The organism is Citrobacter freundii complex sp. CFNIH4 (genome assembly GCF_002934505.1).
GTDB classification, from domain to species: Bacteria; Pseudomonadota; Gammaproteobacteria; order Enterobacterales; family Enterobacteriaceae; genus Citrobacter; species Citrobacter freundii.
Genome location: NZ_CP026231.1, coordinates 3,218,519 through 3,238,607, shown reverse-complemented (window position 1 = coordinate 3,238,607; position 20,089 = coordinate 3,218,519). Strand labels below are relative to the sequence as shown.

The 20,089-nt window shown below is 51.2% G+C and carries 21 protein-coding genes; 4 read left to right on the top strand and 17 right to left on the bottom strand.

What is annotated here, in order from left to right; translation table 11 throughout:
- Positions 1–64: 64 nt before the first annotated feature.
- From C2U41_RS16565 to C2U41_RS16520, 10 genes are all read right to left on the bottom strand, one after another.
- Positions 65–544, bottom strand: a complete 480-nt coding sequence (locus C2U41_RS16565; protein ID WP_016150897.1) for a hypothetical protein — start codon at positions 542–544, stop codon at positions 65–67.
- Positions 541–1,308: a winged helix-turn-helix domain-containing protein gene (locus C2U41_RS16560; protein WP_003840308.1), complete on the bottom strand. Its 768-nt coding sequence runs from the start codon at positions 1,306–1,308 to the stop codon at positions 541–543. Before C2U41_RS16560 ends, C2U41_RS16565 begins: the two co-directional genes overlap by 4 nt.
- A 284-nt stretch (positions 1,309–1,592) precedes the next feature.
- Entirely contained in the window at positions 1,593–2,567 is a 975-nt protein-coding gene (locus C2U41_RS16555) for a glycyl-radical enzyme activating protein (RefSeq protein ID WP_003037447.1), read from the bottom strand.
- Positions 2,530–4,908, bottom strand: a complete 2,379-nt coding sequence (gene cutC, locus C2U41_RS16550) for a choline trimethylamine-lyase (RefSeq protein WP_103848294.1) — start codon at positions 4,906–4,908, stop codon at positions 2,530–2,532. Before cutC ends, C2U41_RS16555 begins: the two co-directional genes overlap by 38 nt.
- Positions 4,909–4,921: 13 nt before the next feature.
- Positions 4,922–5,251 carry a DMT family transporter gene (locus C2U41_RS16545; RefSeq protein WP_008322725.1) on the bottom strand — a complete coding sequence of 110 codons (330 nt, stop codon included), beginning with the start codon at positions 5,249–5,251 and terminating at the stop codon, positions 4,922–4,924.
- On the bottom strand, positions 5,248–5,577 hold the full coding sequence (locus tag C2U41_RS16540; RefSeq protein ID WP_225623509.1) for a DMT family transporter: 330 nt from the start codon (positions 5,575–5,577) through the stop codon (positions 5,248–5,250). Before C2U41_RS16540 ends, C2U41_RS16545 begins: the two co-directional genes overlap by 4 nt.
- Before the next feature lie 766 nt (positions 5,578–6,343).
- On the bottom strand, positions 6,344–7,192 hold the full coding sequence (gene sitD / locus C2U41_RS16535; RefSeq protein ID WP_103848295.1) for an iron/manganese ABC transporter permease subunit SitD: 849 nt from the start codon (positions 7,190–7,192) through the stop codon (positions 6,344–6,346).
- Positions 7,189–8,046: an iron/manganese ABC transporter permease subunit SitC gene (gene sitC, locus C2U41_RS16530; protein ID WP_003037433.1), complete on the bottom strand. Its 858-nt coding sequence runs from the start codon at positions 8,044–8,046 to the stop codon at positions 7,189–7,191. Before sitC ends, sitD begins: the two co-directional genes overlap by 4 nt.
- Positions 8,047–8,048: 2 nt before the next feature.
- Entirely contained in the window at positions 8,049–8,864 is an 816-nt protein-coding gene (sitB, locus tag C2U41_RS16525) for an iron/manganese ABC transporter ATP-binding protein SitB (RefSeq protein WP_003840297.1), read from the bottom strand.
- A complete protein-coding gene (locus tag C2U41_RS16520) occupies positions 8,861–9,778 on the bottom strand; it encodes a metal ABC transporter substrate-binding protein (protein ID WP_032938328.1) in 918 nt (305 codons plus the stop codon). The genes sitB and C2U41_RS16520 overlap by 4 nt, the downstream gene beginning before the upstream one ends.
- A 187-nt stretch (positions 9,779–9,965) precedes the next feature.
- On the opposite strand from C2U41_RS16520, the gene C2U41_RS16515 reads away from it, so the two are divergent.
- A complete protein-coding gene (locus tag C2U41_RS16515; protein WP_032938326.1) occupies positions 9,966–10,310 on the top strand; it encodes a nitrous oxide-stimulated promoter family protein in 345 nt (114 codons plus the stop codon).
- A 124-nt stretch (positions 10,311–10,434) separates the two neighbouring features.
- On the opposite strand, the gene C2U41_RS16510 is transcribed toward C2U41_RS16515, so the two are convergent.
- The 7 genes from C2U41_RS16510 to hypA form a co-directional block, all read right to left on the bottom strand.
- Complete coding sequence (locus C2U41_RS16510) at positions 10,435–10,863, bottom strand: TOBE domain-containing protein (RefSeq protein WP_003037421.1); 429 nt, start codon at positions 10,861–10,863, stop codon at positions 10,435–10,437.
- A 44-nt stretch (positions 10,864–10,907) separates the two neighbouring features.
- On the bottom strand, positions 10,908–12,986 hold the full coding sequence (gene flhA, locus C2U41_RS16505; protein ID WP_046670370.1) for a formate hydrogenlyase transcriptional activator FlhA: 2,079 nt from the start codon (positions 12,984–12,986) through the stop codon (positions 10,908–10,910).
- A gap of 127 nt (positions 12,987–13,113) precedes the next feature.
- Complete coding sequence (gene hypE / locus C2U41_RS16500) at positions 13,114–14,124, bottom strand: hydrogenase expression/formation protein HypE (RefSeq protein WP_003037416.1); 1,011 nt, start codon at positions 14,122–14,124, stop codon at positions 13,114–13,116.
- Complete coding sequence (gene hypD / locus C2U41_RS16495) at positions 14,121–15,242, bottom strand: hydrogenase formation protein HypD (RefSeq protein WP_044699706.1); 1,122 nt, start codon at positions 15,240–15,242, stop codon at positions 14,121–14,123. Before hypD ends, hypE begins: the two co-directional genes overlap by 4 nt.
- Positions 15,243–15,515, bottom strand: coding sequence for a hydrogenase 3 maturation protein HypC (gene hypC, locus C2U41_RS16490; RefSeq protein WP_003037411.1), 273 nt, complete (start codon positions 15,513–15,515; stop codon positions 15,243–15,245).
- Positions 15,506–16,378, bottom strand: a complete 873-nt coding sequence (gene hypB, locus C2U41_RS16485) for a hydrogenase nickel incorporation protein HypB (RefSeq protein ID WP_103848296.1) — start codon at positions 16,376–16,378, stop codon at positions 15,506–15,508. Before hypB ends, hypC begins: the two co-directional genes overlap by 10 nt.
- A 103-nt stretch (positions 16,379–16,481) precedes the next feature.
- Positions 16,482–16,853 carry a hydrogenase maturation nickel metallochaperone HypA gene (gene hypA / locus C2U41_RS16480; protein ID WP_003037406.1) on the bottom strand — a complete coding sequence of 124 codons (372 nt, stop codon included), beginning with the start codon at positions 16,851–16,853 and terminating at the stop codon, positions 16,482–16,484.
- Between the two features lie 198 nt (positions 16,854–17,051).
- On the opposite strand from hypA, the gene hycA reads away from it, so the two are divergent.
- The 3 genes from hycA to hycC all read left to right on the top strand — a co-directional run bounded on the left by hycA (position 17,052) and on the right by hycC (position 20,088).
- On the top strand, positions 17,052–17,510 hold the full coding sequence (hycA, locus tag C2U41_RS16475) for a formate hydrogenlyase regulator HycA (protein ID WP_003840271.1): 459 nt from the start codon (positions 17,052–17,054) through the stop codon (positions 17,508–17,510).
- A gap of 143 nt (positions 17,511–17,653) precedes the next feature.
- The gene (hycB, locus tag C2U41_RS16470; protein WP_003037401.1) at positions 17,654–18,265 is read left to right on the top strand and encodes a formate hydrogenlyase subunit HycB; all 612 of its coding nucleotides are present in this window, start codon (positions 17,654–17,656) and stop codon (positions 18,263–18,265) included.
- A complete protein-coding gene (gene hycC / locus C2U41_RS16465; protein WP_003846592.1) occupies positions 18,262–20,088 on the top strand; it encodes a formate hydrogenlyase subunit 3 in 1,827 nt (608 codons plus the stop codon). Before hycB ends, hycC begins: the two co-directional genes overlap by 4 nt.
- Position 20,089: the final 1 nt, after the last annotated feature.

Below are 20,089 nucleotides of genomic sequence, written 5' to 3'. Positions count from 1 at the left end.
AAGGAAGTGATTTAATGTCATTACAGGTTTAATTATTTAACTCTGCAGTGACGCTTTTATTGTTTTAATATTCAACACAAGTGAGAACCCAGGCATCCGGATTACCGATAAGCCAGGCGTGGTTATCAATTCTTTCTCGCTCAAAAATCAGGGTTGCGTCATCACCGCTGACTTCTGCCAGTAAGATTTGAAAAATATCATCCTCAACATGATCTGCCGGTAATCTGCGAACGCCGTCATTCTGGTACTGGAGAGTATGGTTATCTATCTGATGACCATCCCGCAGAAGAATTTTACGGCTCACGCTTTGTGTTACATCGCCTCCCACAACCTTACCATTAAATGAAATAAAACCCGTATTATCTTCATATAATTGAATGGTTTGCTTAACATAGAAATCATATACCACTGAATTTCTTGTTATACGATAGCGTGACTGATTCGTACATTTGAAGTTACTGATTCCATGGGCATAGTTAAATGAAACACCCAGGCAGACAGCAATCAGGACAAGACCCATGCACACTATCCATTTAATTTTCATGATTGCTTCCAGTTGTGGTAGTAGACGTTGTCACACGCGATAATTTGATTATTTTTTCCTGCTGTGCAAAGCGAAAAAAGGGTGCGCCCGGCGCTTTGCGCGGTAAAGGAGTCATTGCTGTCAAATATCACCTTTTGTTCAGGGCCGCAGGTGGCGGCATTGTCCTTAAGAATGGCAGCAATATTCTTCCTGGCTTTCTCCCGATCTCGCTCACTCAGATTTTTCATATACACCACCTCGCACCCGGTCGCCAGACTGTCTTTATACAACGGGTAGTGACTGGTACTGACCGATGAGACGGTATTAAAAAAAACGATCGCACCGCAAATGAATAATGTCAGAACGATAATCATCGTGAGGTACGCATTTTTTAAAGAAAACAGTTTCCCGGTACGTTGAGAAGTGACCTGTTCAGGTATACTGAGCGGCACTGTCTGGGTTAACTGAAGTGTGATGTCAGGATTTAGCCTGAACCCCATCTTCGGTACAGTAATTATCAGTTCTTCACAGCCGAATGCAGATAATGCGCGACGTAAGATACTGATATACTGATTAAGGCTGCTATTGGACGCCTGTAAACCATAATCGTCCCAGACCATAGTTAATAATTTCTCACGTGATAGTATCCCTTCTGACGCCCTTAATAGGGTTTCCAGCAAGCGGCTGGCCGTTAGGGTGAGTTTTACCGTTTCCTTTGTGGCGCAATGGGTTAGCGATCCATCCTCTGGATTAAACTTTATTTTCTCCGCAATTAAAAAAATCATATTGGCAATTACCAGATACCTGCGTTATTACAGAAAATTATAACACAGATATCCGGGTGATTATGCGCTAAATTGCCTCCCGTACATTGGTTACATTTATGAAAATTCTCATCAATATAACTGGTAATTATTAACGAATTTAACAGTTGCTAATGAATTTAGCCCGAAGTAGTAATATTCTCAGTTATTAGCTTATAAGCAAAATCACTACAGATAACAGACAGTTTGCTGAAAAAATGAGTAATGTTGTTAAGCCAAAGTTGTGCAATTGCGGCACAGTTCTTTTAACCCACCAGGCTGGTTGAAAGCGTAGCGGAGATTCCTCTGTCTTTTGCAATCTGAAGGAATGTTGCGCCATTACTTTCTGTACCCTTCCTGATAATAGTACTGGCCGGGTAATCGCGTCCCAGCAGTGAGTATTTTTGTACGCCGTAAGCATGGTAAGGCAATAAATCAATACCCTGAAAAGATGTCTTTCCGGCAGTAAGATTGCTGATAAGCAGGAGCATATTATTTATTTCATGTGATGAATCGTTAACGCCGGGAATTACTGGGATCCTCAGGCGTACTGGAGTATTCAACGTCAGTAATTTTTCAAGATTGCGTAAAATACGGATATTACTGACCCCGGTAAATCGTTGATGAAGTGTGTCATCCGCCAGCTTGAGATCATAGAGCACCAGATCAGCCACAGTGCTGACTTTCTCAACCGCTGACCAGGGGGCGAACCCTGCCGTTTCCACCGCGGTATGGATACCCTCCCGGCGTAAGTTTTGTAGTACCTGGACTGCAAAATCCGGTTGAAGCATCACTTCACCGCCGCTGAGCGTAACGCCTCCTCCTGATAACTGATAATAAGCTACATCTTTTACGACCTCTTGATGTACCTCATCAACTGACATCTGACGTCCGACAATCTTAAGCGCCTGGGACGGGCAAGCTTCTTCACAAAGACGGCAGCCATCACACGACATACTGGGATCAATAACGTGATTCTTATTACTCCACTGATGAATACCTTTCTGGCAGGCATCAACGCAGGCCCCGCAGTGCTGGCAACTACTGGCACGCCACAGCACGTCATTATCCTGACGCAATCCTTCGGGATTCGCGCACCAAATACAGCTCATCTGACATCCTTTAAGGAATACGACGCTGCGAATACCCGGGCCATCATGTAACGAGAAGCGCTGAATATTAAAGACGCGGCCTGTTAGCGGCTCAGCATTCATGTTGAACGGTACGGCTAATGATTTCATCCTGCACCTCACGGCTGAGTTCAATAAAAAATGCGCTATATCCGGCCACACGAATCATCAAATTCGGATACTCCTCCGGACGTGCCTGCGCGCGCTTCAGCTCTTCATTATCGACGTAGCTAAACTGCATTTGCCCATTACCAAGCATACTGGCGGTGCGAAGCAGGTTAATCAGTTGATTAATGCCTTCATCGCTTTCCAACATACCGTGCATTAGTTTGAGGTTATGCACCATGCCGATTTCCATCTCTTCAACGTTTATCCTGCTCACCGAGTTAATCACTGCCGTCGGGCCATTGATATCGGTTTGCTGCGATGGGCTTATTCCGTCGGCCAGAGGTTTATGAGCCAGTCTGCCGCCAGGTAACGCACCGGTTGCCAGTCCGAACGGCGTATTATTTGAAATAGATAGCGTGCCATGCGTGAAGCGGCCATAAAGCATGTGATAGCGGCGATGCTCTTGTTCAGTGTAATGAATAAGGGAACGCGCCAGTTCGTCAACTTCTGCAATATCATTGCCGTATTTCGGTGCTCGCAGGCAGCGCTGGCGAAGCGCTTCATGCCCAACAAAATTGGCTTTCAACACTTCATCCAGCTCAGACAAAGTGACCTGCTCTTGCTCATACACCACTTTTTTAATGGCCATCAACCCGTTCGCTAAATCAGCCAGACCTGTCCAGATAAGCCCGGGGCCGTTGTTTAACCACGCTCCGCCCGCGGTAACATCGCGACCTTTTTCCAGGCATCCCTCAATCAGGCAGGAAATAAGCGGTTTTGGGGCATACTGTCTGTGCAACTTCTGAATGATGAGTGTGGCTTGGGCCGCTTTAGCCGTAATAGCCGCCAGTTGCTGTTTTACTGCCGCTTCAAAATCGTTGTAACTGGTCATCTCTGTCAGTTCGCCGGTCTGAGGACCGATACGCTCACCCTGTGGCCCATAACCATTACTAAACGCCAGTTCCAGTGGCCGAGTAAACGTGGTATAGCCTACAGATGTCCATTGATACATTTTTCCGGACTTTTGAGGCTCAACACAGCCCATCAGGCAATAATCACGTGCATCTTCATAATCAAATCCCTTGCGCAGCATCATTTTGATATGCGCGTCATCGAAATGGCAGGCCGGAAAACCCGTTCCCCCGCGGATAACTTCCACAATTTCCCGCAGATAGTGCCACGGCGACTGGTTATGTATCCTTACAGCCAGGCTGGGTTGATAAATTTTCAATTTCCGTGAGCAGGCTATAATCATCATTGTCAGCTGATTAGTGGCATCGCCGCCCTCACGTTTTTGCCCGCCAACAACCATATTGATAAATGGTTGATATCCAGCGAAATATTTTGCTGTAGACTCACTACAGATCCACAAACTCTCTGCCATTTTAATCATCCAGCAACACAGTAATTCTTCTGCGTGGGCATGAGTCAATGTCCCTTCTGCCAGGTCACGCTCCAGTAATGGCCAGAGATACTGATCGACGCGTCCCAGTGAAATACCGGTCTGGTTTTCTTCAAGACAAAACAGAGACTGTACAATCCACAGGGACTGAAGCGCCTCATAAAAATTACGCGGCGCGTGTTCAGGTACACGGCGACAAATGTCAGCGAGACGGTTCAATTCTACTCTGCGTTGAGGATCGGTTTGTTCATCAGCCAGTTGTGCGGCGTAGTCGCTGTAACGATGGGCGTAATGGATCACCGCATCGCAGGTCTCTTTCGTTGCCAGATAAAATTGGTGGCGTTCCATATCTTCTGCGCAGGTTAAACTTAGCTGTTCAATTGCGTGAATAGCCCTGTCACGCAAACCGCCCATACCTTCTGTCAGTAATAACGTGTCGTAACCCGGACAGGTATCACCTCCGCCATTCTGGGTTTTAATGGTTACGTCGCAGACGCCGTATTCATTGCACCATTCCCAGAGGCCTGCATGACGGAGTTGAGTTTCCGCGATTTCATCCAGCGAGCGACCGCGCCAAAAAGGGAAGATTTCTTCTCTGAGAATACGCTTTGCGCTGTCACTTATCTGATAGGGATCCTGTTTACGCTCTTTTACGGTATCCAGTTCTTCAGCTACCCAGCGCCAGCTGAGCTCAGGTGATACTTCTCCACCGCGCGGACCGCCTGCCGGGTGGCTGATAATAAGCTCATTCTCGGCAATCCATAAAGGTGCCCGTTCGCAGGCGCGCCGAAAGGCAAGTGCCCGTAACATAATCAGATCCAGCCCGGGGTTGTTTTTATAGACCTCTGTAACCGCCTGTGCCCTTGAAACAGAGATAAACGGCTTTGCGCTGAAATATTGGGCTTTCAGGGCGTCAATACGATCGGTAAGTTGCTTTTCCATTTAATAACTCCTTTTATGCAAATCCCATCAGCAGCGTGCCACTCAGGATCAGTGCAATACCTGCTTTTTCAAATATGCTGGTATGCATGTCGTAATAAATACTACTTATCACAGTAATTAATACTGTGCCCATACCACACCAGATTGCGTAAGCGATACCTGGTGTCATTAATTTCATTGCTTGCCCCAGGGCATAAAAACAAACTACGTAACTTAACGCACAAAATATGGTTGGGGCGAGTCTCCGAAAATGTCGGGTTTTGGGTAGCATGGCAGTACCAAAAACTTCAGTAAGAATGGCAATAAATAACCATGTTGTACTCATGAGTATTATTTGAATCATGTGTTTTCCATCGTTTTATATTTTGCGGAAAAATTAATAACAATAACTCCGGCGACGATTAACCACATGCCCAGTAAGTGGCCGCCACTTATTGAATAGCCGAAATTTAACACGCCAATTATATTTACTGCGACGATACCCACACCAGACCAGATCGCATAAGCAACGCCAAGGTGCATTCTGCGAAATACATAAGTTAGGATATAATAGCAAAGCCCATACCCTATTATGGATAAAATAGAAGGAAGGATGCGAGTAAATCCTTCAGAAAGGACCAGCATAGTTGTTGCAAATATTTCGAACAAAATAGCCAGAGCAAGTTTCATGTATGTCTTTCTTAACGTCATATTAACTTTCCTGATTAATGAGCCTGGTTACAGGTCGGATTGGATGACGGACATGAAACAGTATTTTTATTTTTCTAGCTATATAATTCGAAAAAATTGGCGATTATAGTTTTTTATTCTTTGTTTGTTTGCTTATGAAGCGTTAAATTTCATTTTTTAATGATATGGGACGAGTACCTCTCAGTATTGCTTTTATGCCTGATATCATTTCCCGAAGTGCAGGCTAAATAATGATGTTGATGTAATTTAACCTTTGAGATTAATGTCTGCCCAGGCAGCTCAAAGAGCGTACGTGAATGCTTAGAGTGTATATACGGTTCAGTTATGGGGTGTTTGGTGCGGCGAAGGATTTTGGAGCCATAACCCGCACTAGTATGGCTTAATAAAAAATTATTAATTATTTTCTGGGGTGTGATATGAGCTTTGCCGATGTTGTATGGATTTATCTATAAACCTGCAGATTATATTTCTTCAGTGAGTGGAGAAATAATGATCATAAAATTAGATAGTTAATTAAAAACTGGTTAATGAGTCGATTTCTTTATCTTTAACAGATGAACTTCAAGTATCAATGCCACACCCTAATTTACCATTGTGGTGTGGCCGGTGAAGTTTGTATCAAATTACTCTTTCATTTCGTGGTTGCTCTTTTTTATCTTATGGAATAACGATAATACCCGTCAGGATGTGGAAACGAGGCTCTAGAGGCATAAACATCATTAGCTGACATATTATGAAGCATTATTTATACATCATGCAGGCGTTGCCGTTCTAAACGGCGATCGCGCAGGGTGGAATAAATAAAGGTCATCACAAACAGCAGTGAAAATAGTACGACGATGGTGGGGGCCGGTGCACTGTCGATGAAAAAAGACAGGTACACGCCCATAAACGAGGTAACGACCGACATAATCACCGCCAGCCACAAGGCGTGGGAATATTTCCGCGTCATTAAAATCGCAATGGCGCCAGGCGCAATCAGTAAGGAGATTGACAAAATAATCCCTACTGATTTTAGCGTGGCGACAATCGTCAGGGCGATCATGCACAGCAGGCCGTAATGTAGCAGTGCAGTGTTAAGCCCACTGGCCTTTGCCTGATGCGGGTCGAACGCATGCAGTAGCAGATCTTTCCACTTAAGCCCAATAATAAGCGCGATCCCCAAAGCGATCGCCATTGTTTGCATGATATCGGTCAGTGATATACCGAGCATATCGCCGAACAGAATATGATCGAGATGGACTTCCGACTGAATGGAAACATACAGCACCAGTCCCGCACCGAACATCCCGGAGAAAACAATGCCCATGATGGTGTCGCGCTTAATGCGGCTGTTATCGTCGAGGTATCCAGTTGCTATCGCGCAGAACAATCCAGCGATAAATGCGCCAATTGCCAGTGGGATACCCGCAATCCACGCCAGTACAATTCCCGGGAAAACCGCGTGGCTCATGGCATCGCCCATCAGCGCCCAGCCTTTGAGAACTAAAAATACCGACAGCAGCGCGCAGGGCACGGCGACAATGGTGGAGATAACCAGCGCATTGACCATAAAGCTAAACTGAAAGGGTTCTAATAGCGTTGTTAAGATCATACTGACTCCTTGTTCACCAGTCGGGCGCGTCGGCGATTCGCCAGCAGACCATGTTTTGGTGCGAAGACAAATGCCAGCAGGAACAGCAATGTTTGCAGAACGACGATAATTCCGCCGGTTGCGCCGTCCAGCCAGTAGCTCAGCCAGGCGCCGAAAAAGCTGGTCAGGCTGCCGATAGCTACGGCGATGGTGAGCAGGCGTGGAAAACGATCGGTCAGCAGCCAGGCCGTCGCTCCGGGCGTAACCACCAGGCAAATCACCAGAAATGCACCGACGGTTTGCAGGGCGGCTACCGTTGAAACGGAGAGCAGCGTAAAAAACAACAGCTTCAACCGGCCCGGATTCAAACCGATAGAGCGCGCGTGGTTTTCATCAAAAAAGACCACCATCAGATCTTTCCACTTCAAAAACAGGATAGTCAGCGAGATAACCCCGATGATGGCCAGTTGCAGAATATCTTCCGGCGCAATTGCCAGGATATTACCGAGAATAATGGTCTGGATGTTCACCGACATCGGATTGAGCGACACCATAAACAGCCCGATACCGAAGAAAGACGAAAAAATCAGCCCGATAATCGCATCTTCCTTCAGGCGTGAACGTTGATTGAGAAACAGCATACTGCCCGCTGCCAGCCCACCGGAAAGAAATGCGCCAAGCGCGAAGGGAAGCCCTAACATATAAGCGCCTGCCACGCCCGGAACAATAGAGTGCGACAGCGCATCGCCGATCAGCGACCAGCCTTTGAGCATCAAATAGCAGGAGAGAAACGCGCACAGGCCGCCGACCATCGCCGAGACCCACATGGCGTTGAGCATATACTGGTAACTAAACGGCTCTGTCAGCCAGTTCATGATTATTCCCCCTCGCTTGCCGCACGTCGCGAAATAAACGGGCGTTCATCGTCGGTAATCACGTGTTGTTCGCCGCCGCTCAGCGCAACGTGACGCAGTACGCCGCTGAATGCCAGCTCGAGATTCTCGGGGGTAAAGGTGGTATCGGTTGGTCCACTTGCCAGCACCGTGCCCTTAATCATCACCGTGTAATCACAAAACTCGGTGACGGATCCCAGATTATGGGTAGAGACCAGCATGGTTCGACCCTCATCACGCAGTTCACGCAGCAGGTCGATGATCCGGGCCTCGGTTTTTACATCCACGCCGGTGAAGGGTTCATCCAGTAAAATAACCTGTCCGTCCTGTGCGATGGCCCTTGCCAGAAAAACTCGCTTTTTCTGCCCACCGGACAGTTCACCTATCTGACGATGGCGATAGTCCAGCATATCAACCCGCGCCAGCGCCGCATCCACGCAGGCGTGGTCGATCTGTTTTGGTCGACGCAGCCAGCCCATATGGCCAAAGCGTCCCATCATCACCACATCTTCCACCAGTACCGGAAACGACCAGTCCACCTCTTCTGACTGAGGGACATAGGCGATCAGATTCTGTTTGAGCGCCTTATTTACCGGCTGTTGCAGAATTGAGATTTCCCCTTGCGCCAGGCGGACAAAACCCATCAGCGCTTTAAAAAGCGTTGATTTTCCCGACCCGTTTACGCCGACCAGAGCGGCAATTGAGCCGCCCGGAACCTGAAAAGTGGCGTCCCGCAATGCGGTATGACCGTTGCGATACGTCACCGTAACCTGATTTACGGTAATCGCAGAGTGACTCATGGTTGGCTCTCCAGACCTTTGTTGATGCCGTTAACAATGGTTTGCGTGGTGACGCGCAGTAAATCCAGATAGGTCGGTACCGGACCATCGGCAGCGCTGAGCGAATCGACATACAGCACGCCTCCGTAATACGCGCCAGATTCACGGGCAACCTGACGCGCTGGTTTGTCGGACACGGTGCTTTCGCTAAATACCGTTGGGATATGATGCTCTCTGATCGCATCGATTACCTTGCGTACCTGCTTCGGCGTACCTTGCTGATCGGCATTGATCGGCCACAGATACAGCTCTTTCAGGCTGTTATCACGTGCCAGGTAGGAGAATGCGCCTTCACTGGTGACCAGCCAGCGTTTATCGGCGGGGAGTTTTACCAGTTCAGCATGCAGCGGCGCCAGGGTCTGCTGGATTTTCGCTTTATAATTCTGTGCATTTTTCTGGTAAGTGGCGGCATTGTCTGGATCGTATTTCATCAGCGCATCGCGAATGTTATCCACGTAGATGAGTGCGTTCTCCGCTGACATCCAGGCATGCGGGTTCGGTTTGCCGTTGTACGGCCCTTCGCTGATACCCATTGGCTGGACGCCGTTTGAGACCATCACTTCTGGTACGCCGGACAAATTTTGGTAGAAGCGGGCAAACCATAGTTCGAGGTTAAGACCGTTGGAGAGAATAAGCTGTGCGCCTTGCGCCCGTTTAATATCACCTGGGGTTGGTTGATATTCGTGAATTTCAGCCCCCGGTTTGGTGATAGAACTAACGTCCGCCGCATCACCTGCTACATTGCTTGCCATATCGGCAATCACCGTAAAGGTGGTTACCACTTTAAATTTTTCTTTCGCCCAGGCGGGTGACAGCATCAGCGCCGTTAACGCGCTGGCAAGGAGAAATGACTTGAGATGGGGCAGATGCGGCATAGTATCCCTCACAACAAAATGGTTAATTTATCATCGAATATAGCCTTTGCTATGTTATATAGCACATGGCATAAATAAATGAAAATAATTCTTATTTGCGTAGGGTGCTAAGGAATGGATGACCTCCAGCAATAGTCCTGTGCTTAGTTAAGGTGTATTATTTATGCAACTTAACTATGGAGGCATCATGTCCGGCAAACGTATTGCACGTGAAAAAATGACGATCCAGAGAATGATCTCACTCTACGAGCGCCAGTGTCCGCAGGCTTCAGACGAGCCGGGGCATTACGATGCGTTGTTTGCCTATGCGCAAAAGCGCCTCGATAAGTGCGTGTTTGGCGAGGAAAAACCAGCCTGTAAGCAGTGTCCGGTGCACTGCTATCAACCTGGTAAACGCGAAGAGATGAAGCAAATTATGCGTTGGGCTGGGCCAAGAATGCTCTGGCGTCATCCGATTCTGACCGTGCGTCATCTGATTGATGACAAACGCCCTGTCCCGGAATTGCCAGAGAAATACCAGCGTAAGAAGTAATGTAACAATTCTATGCCGGATGGCGGCTGCGCCTTATCCGGCCTACAAGGTAAACGGAACCGTTGTGTAAATCCGATAAGCGTAGCGCCATCGGGCAATCTGGCCATGCGGTGATGAATGGCGATTACGCTTTGGTGGCAATCAGAATGGCCGAGGCTTTGATCAGCGCGATGACCCGGCTTCCCTGACTCAGTTTCATCTCTTGCTGACTTTCGTTCGTCACGACCGCGACAATGTCAAAACCGGCATCAGTTTTGATGTGTACGGTGGCGTTAACGGCGCCTTCGGTTACCTGTGAAACGCTACCGGCAAATTGGTTACGGGCAGAGAATTTCAGGCCACAGTCTTCAGTCGCCAGCGTCACCCACGGCGCTTTGATCAGCGCAATGGCTTCTTTTCCTTTCGCCAGACCCAGTGCCTGCTGACTACTATGGGTCACAATCGCGACCAGTTTTGCGCCGCCAGCCAGCGTCAGTTCAACTTCATCATTCACTGCGCCTGTAGCGACTGCGCTCACTGTACCGGTTAATTGATTACGTGCTGATACCGCCATATTGCCTCCTTTCGTTGAGATATCACCCAGTATAGCCACACTGGCTAAACCAGTGCATCCTTATCAATACCCAATCGCTTCATGCGTGAGAGTAACGTTGTACGTTTCAGCCCCAGCCGTTGTGCCGCGCCTTTGGGACCGGCAACCACGCCGTTGGTCTCTTTCAGAACGCGCATGATCAACTGGTATTCATCTTCGCCGTCCTGTGCGACTTCGGTTGCCACCGGAGGCGTAGACGGCATCAACGCGGCAATATCCGGAAGGGACAGTTGCAGTACGTTGCCTCGGGTAAGCAGAACCGCGCGCTCCACCACGTTTTCCAGCTCGCGCACGTTGCCCGGCCACTCCATGCTGCTCAGCGTACGCAGCGCCTCGGCGGGAATGCTGTCGATATTGCGCCCCATCCGGCGAGCAATTTTAAAGGTGAAAGCTTTCACCAGCAGCGGGATATCTTCCGGGCGCTCACGCAGCGGCGGCAGATGGATCGGGAAGACGTTCAGTCGATAGTAGAGATCGTTACGAAACTCGCGATCGGCGACCATCTTTTTCAGATCGCGGTTAGTGGCGGCGATCAAGCGCACGTCGGTCTGGATCAGCTTATTACTGCCCAGACGTTCAAACTCCTGCTCTTGCAGAACGCGCAGTAGCTTAGGCTGAAGCTCCAGCGGCATATCGCCAACTTCATCGAGGAACAGCGAACTTTTATCTGCCAGCTCGAAACGACCAATCCGCTGCGTGCTGGCGCCGGTAAACGCGCCACGCTCATGACCAAACAGATCGCTTTCCAGTAATCCGGCAGGCATTGCCGCGCAGTTCATCTTCACCATCCGACGGGCGTTACGTCCGCTCAGGTTGTGAATGGCCCGTGCGATCAGCTCTTTACCCGTTCCGGTCTCACCCAGAATCAGGACGGTGCTGTCGCTTTGCGCCACCATTTCGACCTGCTTGAGTACGCTGTACATCGCTTCGCTGCGGCCAATGATTTCGCCGAACTCACTCTCTACATTGTTGAGTTGTTCAGTCAGCGCCAGGTTTTCATCTACCAGACGTTCTTTCAGGCGGTGAATCTCCTGATACGCAAGCGCGTTATCCACGGCAATTGCCACACGCTCGGCAATTTGGCGCAATAGCTTGAGGTTAGCGGTAGTGAAAACTTTCTCTTCGCACTGTGCCAGCTTGAGTACGCCGAGCATAGTATTGCCGGACATCAGCGGTAACAGACACAGGGTTTGTAGCTGGTTGCCCCAGGTTTCGAACAGCATCCGTTCGTAAGGAGCGAGCGTATCGCGTTCGCTCAGATTAATCAGCAGCATCTCTTTGCTTTTGAACACGCGTTCGGAAAGCGTACCTGCTTCATCCACTTCACTTTGTTCGTGCGCTGGATGATGTTCATCCAGATAGTGGGTGGAATAAATGCTGAGCTTGTTTTTACGATCGCTGCGTAACACGATGCTGATGGCATCAATGTCGAAGTAGTGATGGATCTCTTTGGCGACTTCGCTGACCAGTTCGTCAATGTCCAGGCGGGAGAGTACCGCATTGGTGATGGCGACCAGGATGCGAAAGTTATCACGCTCGCGGCACAACAGATCGTAATCGACGTTGTTGCTGACCCTGCTTTGAATTTGTTCAGCAACGACGCCGACTATCTGGGTGAAGGTCTGTAGACGGTTATATTCTTTTTCACTCCATGGACGATCTTCATTACGGATGAACTCGCAACCGCCAAAGATACGCCCATCCGCCGCCAGCGGCAGCAGGCAGTAGTGGCCAAATTCAGAATACAGTCCACCTGAAGCCAACTGTGGCCAGGTTTCCGTAAACTCATGATAGTTGCAGTGCAGCGCATCGGGGCGAGACAAAATACGGCGTACCGGGCCATGGGCCAGTACCGTTTCGTCTTCGTAATCGATGGGTTTACCATTTTCACGCGTCGCAAAATAACGCGCACGCTGCGTTTGTGCCTGCCATAAGACAATAGCCGCACAGTCGGCCAGCGCTGAACGCTTGACCAGCTGCGAAAGCGCCTCGCTAAGAGACGGGAGATCGGGCTGCTGTAATAATGTACGAGTAATATCGAACAGGCCTTGCTGTCCGAGGTCACTCATCGGTGTATACGACATATTGCTTTTCCAGGAAAAGCACCGCAGAACGGTGCGAAAACGGTAAATGAATTATAGGTATAAGTCGTAAATTATTGCCGGATAGCGATTTCGCTTATCCGGCCTACACGTTGCTGCTAATGGGCAGTTAGCATATACGAGGTAAAGGTTCGGCGTGTGGTAAATCGAGGGTTCGTTTCACGCCGTAAAGTCCGGCCAGACGCACACCTTTGCGTTCTACCACTTCGCCAATCATTGCGGCATCGCGTCCTAATGGATGCGCGCGCAGCGCGGCAAGCGCCGTTTCAGCGGCCTGACGCTCAACGGCAATCACCAGCTTACCTTCGTTAGCAAAGTTGAGCGCATCCAGTCCCAGCAGTTCGCAAACGCCACGCACCGCGGGCTTCACGGGCAGGGCCGCTTCAGACAGCTCAATGCCAAACCCGCATGATGCGGCAAATTCATGCGTTACCGCATTCACGCCGCCACGGGTGGCGTCACGCAGCGCCTTGACGCCGGGAATATCACGTAGCGTCTGGATAAGCGGCGTCAATACCGCACAGTCGCTGACCAGTTCGCCATCCAGACCCAACTGTTCGCGTAGGTTAAGGATGGTTGCGCCGTGATCGCCAAGCGTACCGCTGACCAGCAGCACATCGCCCACGCTCAGGGTTTGTGCGCCCCAGTGAATGTTGGCGGGGATCGCGCCCATTCCGGCGGTGTTGATAAAAAGTTTGTCCGCCGCGCCGCGCTGTACAACCTTGGTGTCGCCGGTGACGATGGCGATACCCGCTTCGCGCGCGGTTGCCGCCATGCTGTTAACGACGGTTTTCAGCGTCTCCATTGGTAAACCTTCTTCGAGGATAAAACCGCAGGAGAGATAGCGCGGGATCGCGCCGCTGACCGCCACGTCGTTAGCCGTACCACAGATAGCCAGCTTGCCGATATTACCGCCCGGGAAGAACAACGGATCGATAACATAGCTGTCGGTTGAAAACGCCAGACGATCGCCTTCAGCGACCAGTTGCGCCAGTTCCAGACGTGCCTGATCTTCTTGTTCCGCCAGCCACGGATTCGCGAATGCCTCCATAAACAGACTGTTGATCAACTGCTGCATAGCCTGACCGCCGCTACCGTGGGCGAGTTGTACGCTGCTCATGCTTCACACTCCTGCTGACGATACTGATACCAGGCGGCACATGCGCCTTCTGAGGAGACCATCAGGGCGCCAAACGCGCTCTCCGGGTTACACGTTTTGCCAAATAATGGGCACTGATGTGGTTTACATCTGCCCGTCAGCACTTCCCCACAACGCGCGCGCGGATCGTCATACACCTGTTGCGGCGCTGGCTGGAAATGGGCTTCGGCATCAAAGCGCTGATAGTCAGGCGTCAGGTGAACGCCAGAGGATTCGATAACGCCCAGACCGCGCCATTCGCTGTCGCCATTGACGCAGAACACCTCGGCGATGGCCTGTTGCGCTAACGCGTTACCGGCATCCGGTACCACGCGGCGGTACTGGTTTTCTACCTGGCTGTGCGCGGCAATTTTCTGCTCAATTAACATCACCACGCCTTGCAGGAGATCGAGCGGTTCAAAACCGGCGACCACTAACGGACGATGGAAGTCTGAAGCAATGAAATTATAGGCATCTGTGCCAATCACCATGCTGACGTGGCCTGGTGCTAAAAAGGCGTCAATACCGTTGTCCGGCTGTTCCAGCAGGCTGCGCAGCGTAGGGATAAGCGTGATGTGCTGGCAGAAAAAGTAAAAGTTCTGCACGTCACGCTGCTTTGCCTGTTGCAGAGTGATAGCGGTCGTTGGCATTGTGGTTTCAAAACCCAGACCAAAGAACACCACCTTACGCGTTGGGTTTTCCTGTGCCAGCTTCAGCGCATCCATCGGTGAATAGACGATACGGATATCTGCACCGCGCGCCTTGGCTTGCAGCAGGGAGCCTTGCTTACCCGGGACGCGCATCGCATCACCAAAGGTGCAGAAAATCACTTCTGGATGGCTGGCGATTTCTACACAGCTGTCGATTCTACCCATCGGCAGAACGCAAACCGGGCAACCTGGACCATGAATAAACTCCACGTTTTCCGGTAGCAACTGGTCGAGGCCGAATTTGAAGATAGCGTGGGTATGACCACCACAAACTTCCATGATGCGCAGTGGGCGTTCAGCCGTGTAGGGGAGGTGGGCGGCACGTTCAGACAGGTGCTCTATCAGTTGCATCACCTGCTCTGGTGCGCGGTATTCGTCAACAAAACGCATTTATTTTTCCTCGCCGTACAGCAACGCGCCGACATCCGGCTCAACGTCAAACATGTTTTGCAGCGCATCGAGCGTGTCGCGCGCTTCTGCTTCATTAATGATGCTCATGGCAAAGCCGACGTGGACCAGTACCCACTGGCCCAAACGGGGTTGGCCATGCTCATCGCAGCTACCGACCAGCGTTAGATCGACGTCGCGCTGAATACCGCAAACGTCGACTTTAGCCTGGTTGCCGTCAATGGTGCGGATTTGACCCGGAACACCTATGCACATCGCTGATTCTCCAGCCAGGAGATCCATTGTTCCATCCCTTCGCCGCTGGTGGCGGAAATCAGGATGATCTCAATTTCCGGATTTACTTCCCTGGCGCTGGCGATGCATTTTTCAACGTCAAAATTGAGGTACGGTAGCAGATCCACTTTGTTGAGCAGCATCAGCGATGCGGCGGCAAACATATGTGGATATTTCAGCGGTTTGTCTTCACCTTCGGTGACGGAAAGCACGGCCACTTTATGGCGCTCGCCGAGGTCGAAGCTGGCCGGGCAGACCAGGTTGCCGACGTTTTCAATGAACAGAATGCCGTTATCGTCAAGCGGCAAACGCGGCGCGGCGTCAGCGATCATTTGTGCGTCAAGGTGGCAACCTTTACCGGTGTTGACCTGAATGGCGGGCGTGCCTGTGGCGCGAATACGGGCAGCATCGTTCACCGTCTGCTGGTCACCTTCAATAACGGCGCACGGCACGCTATCTTTCAGCTTCTTCAGCGTTTCGGTCAGCAGCGTGGTTTTACCGGAGCCCGGGCTTGAAACAAGGTTCAGCACCAGATGCTGACGGGCCGCAAAGCGGGCACGGTTGCGTTCGGCCAGGCGGTTGTTTTTGTCCAGTACGTCAATTTCCACTTCCAGCATACGGCGTTGGCTCATACCTGGTGCGTGGGTTCCTGCCTCACCGTGACCGTAGTGCAAATCGCCTTCTTCGGTCTGGCTCGGTGTGAAATTTGAGGTCTTCACACCGGTAATATTCAGCGCTGGACGAGCCGCTGGGGCAAATGGCGCGCTGCGAAACGCCGAGTGGGGATTATGCTCATCACCCTCTATATATAGGTTGCCTTCAGCGCAACCACATGTCGTACACATCGCTCACTCCTGATCTTTTTACTTGCGATACATCTGTTGCCGGATGACTGCGTTGCCTTATCCGGCCTACAAACGAGCTCTTTCTGTAGGCTGGATAAAACGCTTAAGCGTCGCCATCCGGCGCTGGAGTCTGATCTATTTCAATACGTCGAATCTGTAAGCCGTCATCGGCCACAATTCTCAGCATATCGCTGTTGCATTGCGGACATCGGCGCACGCGTTGCGTCAGTAATGTGACGTATTGTTGACAAGATTCGCACCAACATTCGGCTTCTTGTTCTTCGAGGTGGAGTTTACAACCTTCTGCAAGGGTCCCGCGGCATACCAGATCAAAACAAAAGGAGAGAGCGCTGGTTTCTACGCAAGAAAATGCGCCAATTTTGAGCCAGACCCCAGTTACTCGCTGAGCACCGTGTTGCGTGGCCTGTTGTTCAATCAATTCCAGTGCCCGTTGGCAGAGGGTTATTTCGTGCATACCGCCTCCTGTGAAGTTGCCGTATCAAAAGCAATAAGCATGCCAGGTTGAATTTTTTCATTCGTGACAATGACGACAATGACGAAATGACATGTCGTCACCCGCCTTTTATTTTTTATCTATATGAAAATTAAGTAATTTAATTTTGGCATGAAATGTGCTTAAGGCTGTTCATCTCTGCTAAACGGGTAACCTGACATGACTATTTGGGAAATAAGCGAAAAAGCCGATTACATCGCTGAACGGCATCGTCGCCTACAGGACCAGTGGCGTATTTACTGCAACTCGCTGGTTCAGGGGATCACCCTGTCGAAAGCGCGTTTGCATCATGCAATGAGCTGTGCGCCGGACAAAGATCTCTGCTTTGTCCTTTTTGAACACTTCACTATCTACGTCACGCTGGCGGATGGCTTCAATAGCCACACCATCGAGTACTACGTCGAAACAAAAGATGGTGATGATAAGCAACTGATTGCACAGGCACAGTTGACCATCGACGGTCAAGTCGATGAGCGTTTCAGTAACCGCGATCGCGAACAGGTGCTGGAGCACTATCTCGAGAAAATCGCCACCGTCTACGACAGCCTGTACACCGCGGTTGAGAACAATATGCCGGTGAATTTAAGCCAACTGGTTGAGGGACATAGCCCGGCTTAAGCCTCAGGTGCTGTCCACTTTGTCATGATGCGGTTTATATACTGCGTCACGATGTTTTAGGGAATGGGCATGTCGAAAAATGTCGAAATGACATTTTGCAGACATGTTTTCGTCAAAAATGACTATCACCTGAGGAATGCCTGGTGAATCGTTTTGTAATTGCTGACTCCACTCTTTGTATTGGCTGCCACACCTGTGAAGCCGCCTGCTCAGAGACTCATCGCCAGCATGGCCTACAGTCAATGCCGCGCCTGAAAGTGATGTTAAATGAAAAAGAATCCGCGCCGCAGCTTTGCCACCAGTGTGAAGATGCGCCTTGCGCCACCGTGTGTCCGGTTAATGCCATTAACCGCGTTGATGGCGCCGTACAGCTGAATGAAAGCCTGTGCGTAAGCTGCAAACTGTGCGGGATCGCTTGTCCGTTTGGCGCGATAGAGTTTTCCGGTAGCCGTCCGCTGCATATCCCGGCAAACGCCAATACGCCAAAAGCGCCTCCGGCTCCGCCAGCGCCTGCTCGCGTGAGTTCGCTGTTGGACTGGGTTCCTGGCGTTCGTGCCATCGCGGTGAAATGCGATCTGTGCAGTTTTGACGAGCTTGGTCCGGCCTGCGTGCGCATGTGTCCGACCAAAGCCCTGCACCTGGTGAGCAACATGGATATCGCCCGCGCCAGCAAACGTAAGCGTGAGCTGACTTTCAATACCGATTTCGGCGATCTCACCTTGTTTCAGCAGGCTCAGAGTGGGGATGCAAAATGAGCGCAATTTCACTGATTAACAGCGGCGTGGCCTGGTTTACAGCGGCTGCGGTTCTGGCATTTCTGTTTTCATTTCATAAATCGCTGAGCGGCTGGATTGCTGGAGTTGGCGGTGCGGTCGGCAGCTTGTGTACGGCAGCCGCGGGTTTTACCGTTCTGACTAATGCGCTGGCGGTGAGCGGCGTGATGCCGTTTATTGGGCACAGTCTGCAAATTACTCCACTGAATGCTATCTGGCTGATTACGCTGGGACTGTGCGGCCTGTTTGTCAGCCTGTACAACATTGACTGGCATCGTCATCCGCAGGTGAAAGCTAACGGCCTGCTGGTGAATCTGCTGATGGCCGCGGCGGTATGTGCGGTGGTTGCCAGCAACCTCGGTACGCTGGTGGTGATGGCGGAAATCATGGCGCTGTGTGCCGTGTTCCTCACCGGATGCAGTAAAGAAGGCAAACTGTGGTTTGCGCTGGGGCGTATTGGTACGCTGCTGCTGGCGGTTGCCTGCTACCTTGTGTGGCAACGTTACGGCACTCTGGAGCTGCGTCTGCTAGACCTGCGCACCCAGGAGCTGCCGCTCGGGTCTGATATCTGGCTGCTGGGCGTGGCAGGTTTTGGCCTGCTGGCCGGGATTATTCCTCTGCATGGTTGGGTGCCACAGGCACACGCCAATGCCAGCGCACCGGCTGCGGCACTGTTCTCTACCGTGGTCATGAAGGTCGGTCTACTGGGTATTCTCTCCCTGTCGCTGCTGGGCGGTAATGCGCCGCTGTGGTGGGGAATTACGCTGCTGGTGTTGGGCATGATCACCGCATTTGTTGGCGGTCTGTATGCGCTGATGGAACACAATATCCAGCGCCTGCTGGCGTACCACACGCTGGAAAACATCGGCATTATTCTGCTGGGGCTAGGCGCTGGCGTGACCGGGATTTCCCTGAATCAACCGGCGCTGATTGCGCTGGGTTTGACCGGCGGTCTGTACCACCTGGTAAACCACAGCCTTTTCAAAAGCGTTCTATTCCTGGGCGCAGGCAGCATCTGGTTCCGTACCGGTCATCGTGATATCGAAAAACTGGGCGGTATCGGCAAACGCATGCCGGTTATCTCTCTGGCGATGCTGGTTGGCCTGATGGCGATGGCCGCGCTGCCGCCGCTGAACGGTTTTGCCGGTGAGTGGGTTATCTATCAATCCTTCTTCAAGCTGGGTAACAGCGGGGCGTTTGTCGGTCGTCTGTTAGGGCCGTTGCTGGCGGTTGGGCTGGCAATTACCGGCGCGCTGGCGGTGATGTGTATGGCGAAAGTCTATGGCGTAACGTTCCTTGGTGCACCGCGCACGAAGGAAGCTGAAAACGCCTGCTGCGCGCCAATCCTGATGGGTGTGAGCGTCGTTGCGCTGGCTATCTGTTGCGTGATCGGCGGCGTGGCTGCGCCGTGGCTGCTGCCGATGATCTCCTCTGCCGTTCCGCTGCCGCTGGAAACTGCGAACACCACCGTTTCTCAGCCAATGATCACGCTGCTGCTGATCGCATGTCCGCTGCTGCCGTTCATCATCATGGCAATTTTCAAAGGCAACCGTCTGCCGTCGCGTTCACGCGGTGCGGCATGGGTGTGTGGTTACGATCACGAGCAGTCAATGGTCATTACCGCGCACGGTTTTGCCATGCCGGTGAAAGAAGCCTTTGCCCCGGTACTCAAACTGCGTAAGTGGTTGAATCCGGTATCACTGGTTCCGGGCTGGCAGAATGCGGCTGCGCCGGTGCTGTTCCGTCGCCTGGCGCTGATTGAGCTGGCGGTGCTGGTGGTGATTGTGGTTTCACGAGGAGCCTGAA

Coding starts and splice junctions, on each gene's coding strand:
- cutC (WP_103848294.1), bottom strand. CDS start 4,908: ATGGAAAAGCAACTTACCGATCGTATTGACGCCCTGAAAGCCCAATAT.
- sitC (WP_003037433.1), bottom strand. CDS start 8,046: ATGAACTGGCTGACAGAGCCGTTTAGTTACCAGTATATGCTCAACGCC.
- flhA (WP_046670370.1), bottom strand. CDS start 12,986: ATGTCGTATACACCGATGAGTGACCTCGGACAGCAAGGCCTGTTCGAT.
- C2U41_RS16520 (WP_032938328.1), bottom strand. CDS start 9,778: ATGCCGCATCTGCCCCATCTCAAGTCATTTCTCCTTGCCAGCGCGTTA.
- C2U41_RS16545 (WP_008322725.1), bottom strand. CDS start 5,251: ATGATTCAAATAATACTCATGAGTACAACATGGTTATTTATTGCCATT.
- C2U41_RS16510 (WP_003037421.1), bottom strand. CDS start 10,863: ATGGCGGTATCAGCACGTAATCAATTAACCGGTACAGTGAGCGCAGTC.
- hypC (WP_003037411.1), bottom strand. CDS start 15,515: ATGTGCATAGGTGTTCCGGGTCAAATCCGCACCATTGACGGCAACCAG.
- hycA (WP_003840271.1), top strand. CDS start 17,052: ATGACTATTTGGGAAATAAGCGAAAAAGCCGATTACATCGCTGAACGG.
- hypD (WP_044699706.1), bottom strand. CDS start 15,242: ATGCGTTTTGTTGACGAATACCGCGCACCAGAGCAGGTGATGCAACTG.
- C2U41_RS16555 (WP_003037447.1), bottom strand. CDS start 2,567: ATGAAATCATTAGCCGTACCGTTCAACATGAATGCTGAGCCGCTAACA.
- hypA (WP_003037406.1), bottom strand. CDS start 16,853: ATGCACGAAATAACCCTCTGCCAACGGGCACTGGAATTGATTGAACAA.
- C2U41_RS16515 (WP_032938326.1), top strand. CDS start 9,966: ATGTCCGGCAAACGTATTGCACGTGAAAAAATGACGATCCAGAGAATG.
- C2U41_RS16560 (WP_003840308.1), bottom strand. CDS start 1,308: ATGATTTTTTTAATTGCGGAGAAAATAAAGTTTAATCCAGAGGATGGA.
- hypB (WP_103848296.1), bottom strand. CDS start 16,378: ATGTGTACGACATGTGGTTGCGCTGAAGGCAACCTATATATAGAGGGT.
- C2U41_RS16565 (WP_016150897.1), bottom strand. CDS start 544: ATGAAAATTAAATGGATAGTGTGCATGGGTCTTGTCCTGATTGCTGTC.
- hycC (WP_003846592.1), top strand. CDS start 18,262: ATGAGCGCAATTTCACTGATTAACAGCGGCGTGGCCTGGTTTACAGCG.
- sitB (WP_003840297.1), bottom strand. CDS start 8,864: ATGAGTCACTCTGCGATTACCGTAAATCAGGTTACGGTGACGTATCGC.
- C2U41_RS16540 (WP_225623509.1), bottom strand. CDS start 5,577: ATGAAACTTGCTCTGGCTATTTTGTTCGAAATATTTGCAACAACTATG.
- sitD (WP_103848295.1), bottom strand. CDS start 7,192: ATGATCTTAACAACGCTATTAGAACCCTTTCAGTTTAGCTTTATGGTC.
- hypE (WP_003037416.1), bottom strand. CDS start 14,124: ATGAGCAGCGTACAACTCGCCCACGGTAGCGGCGGTCAGGCTATGCAG.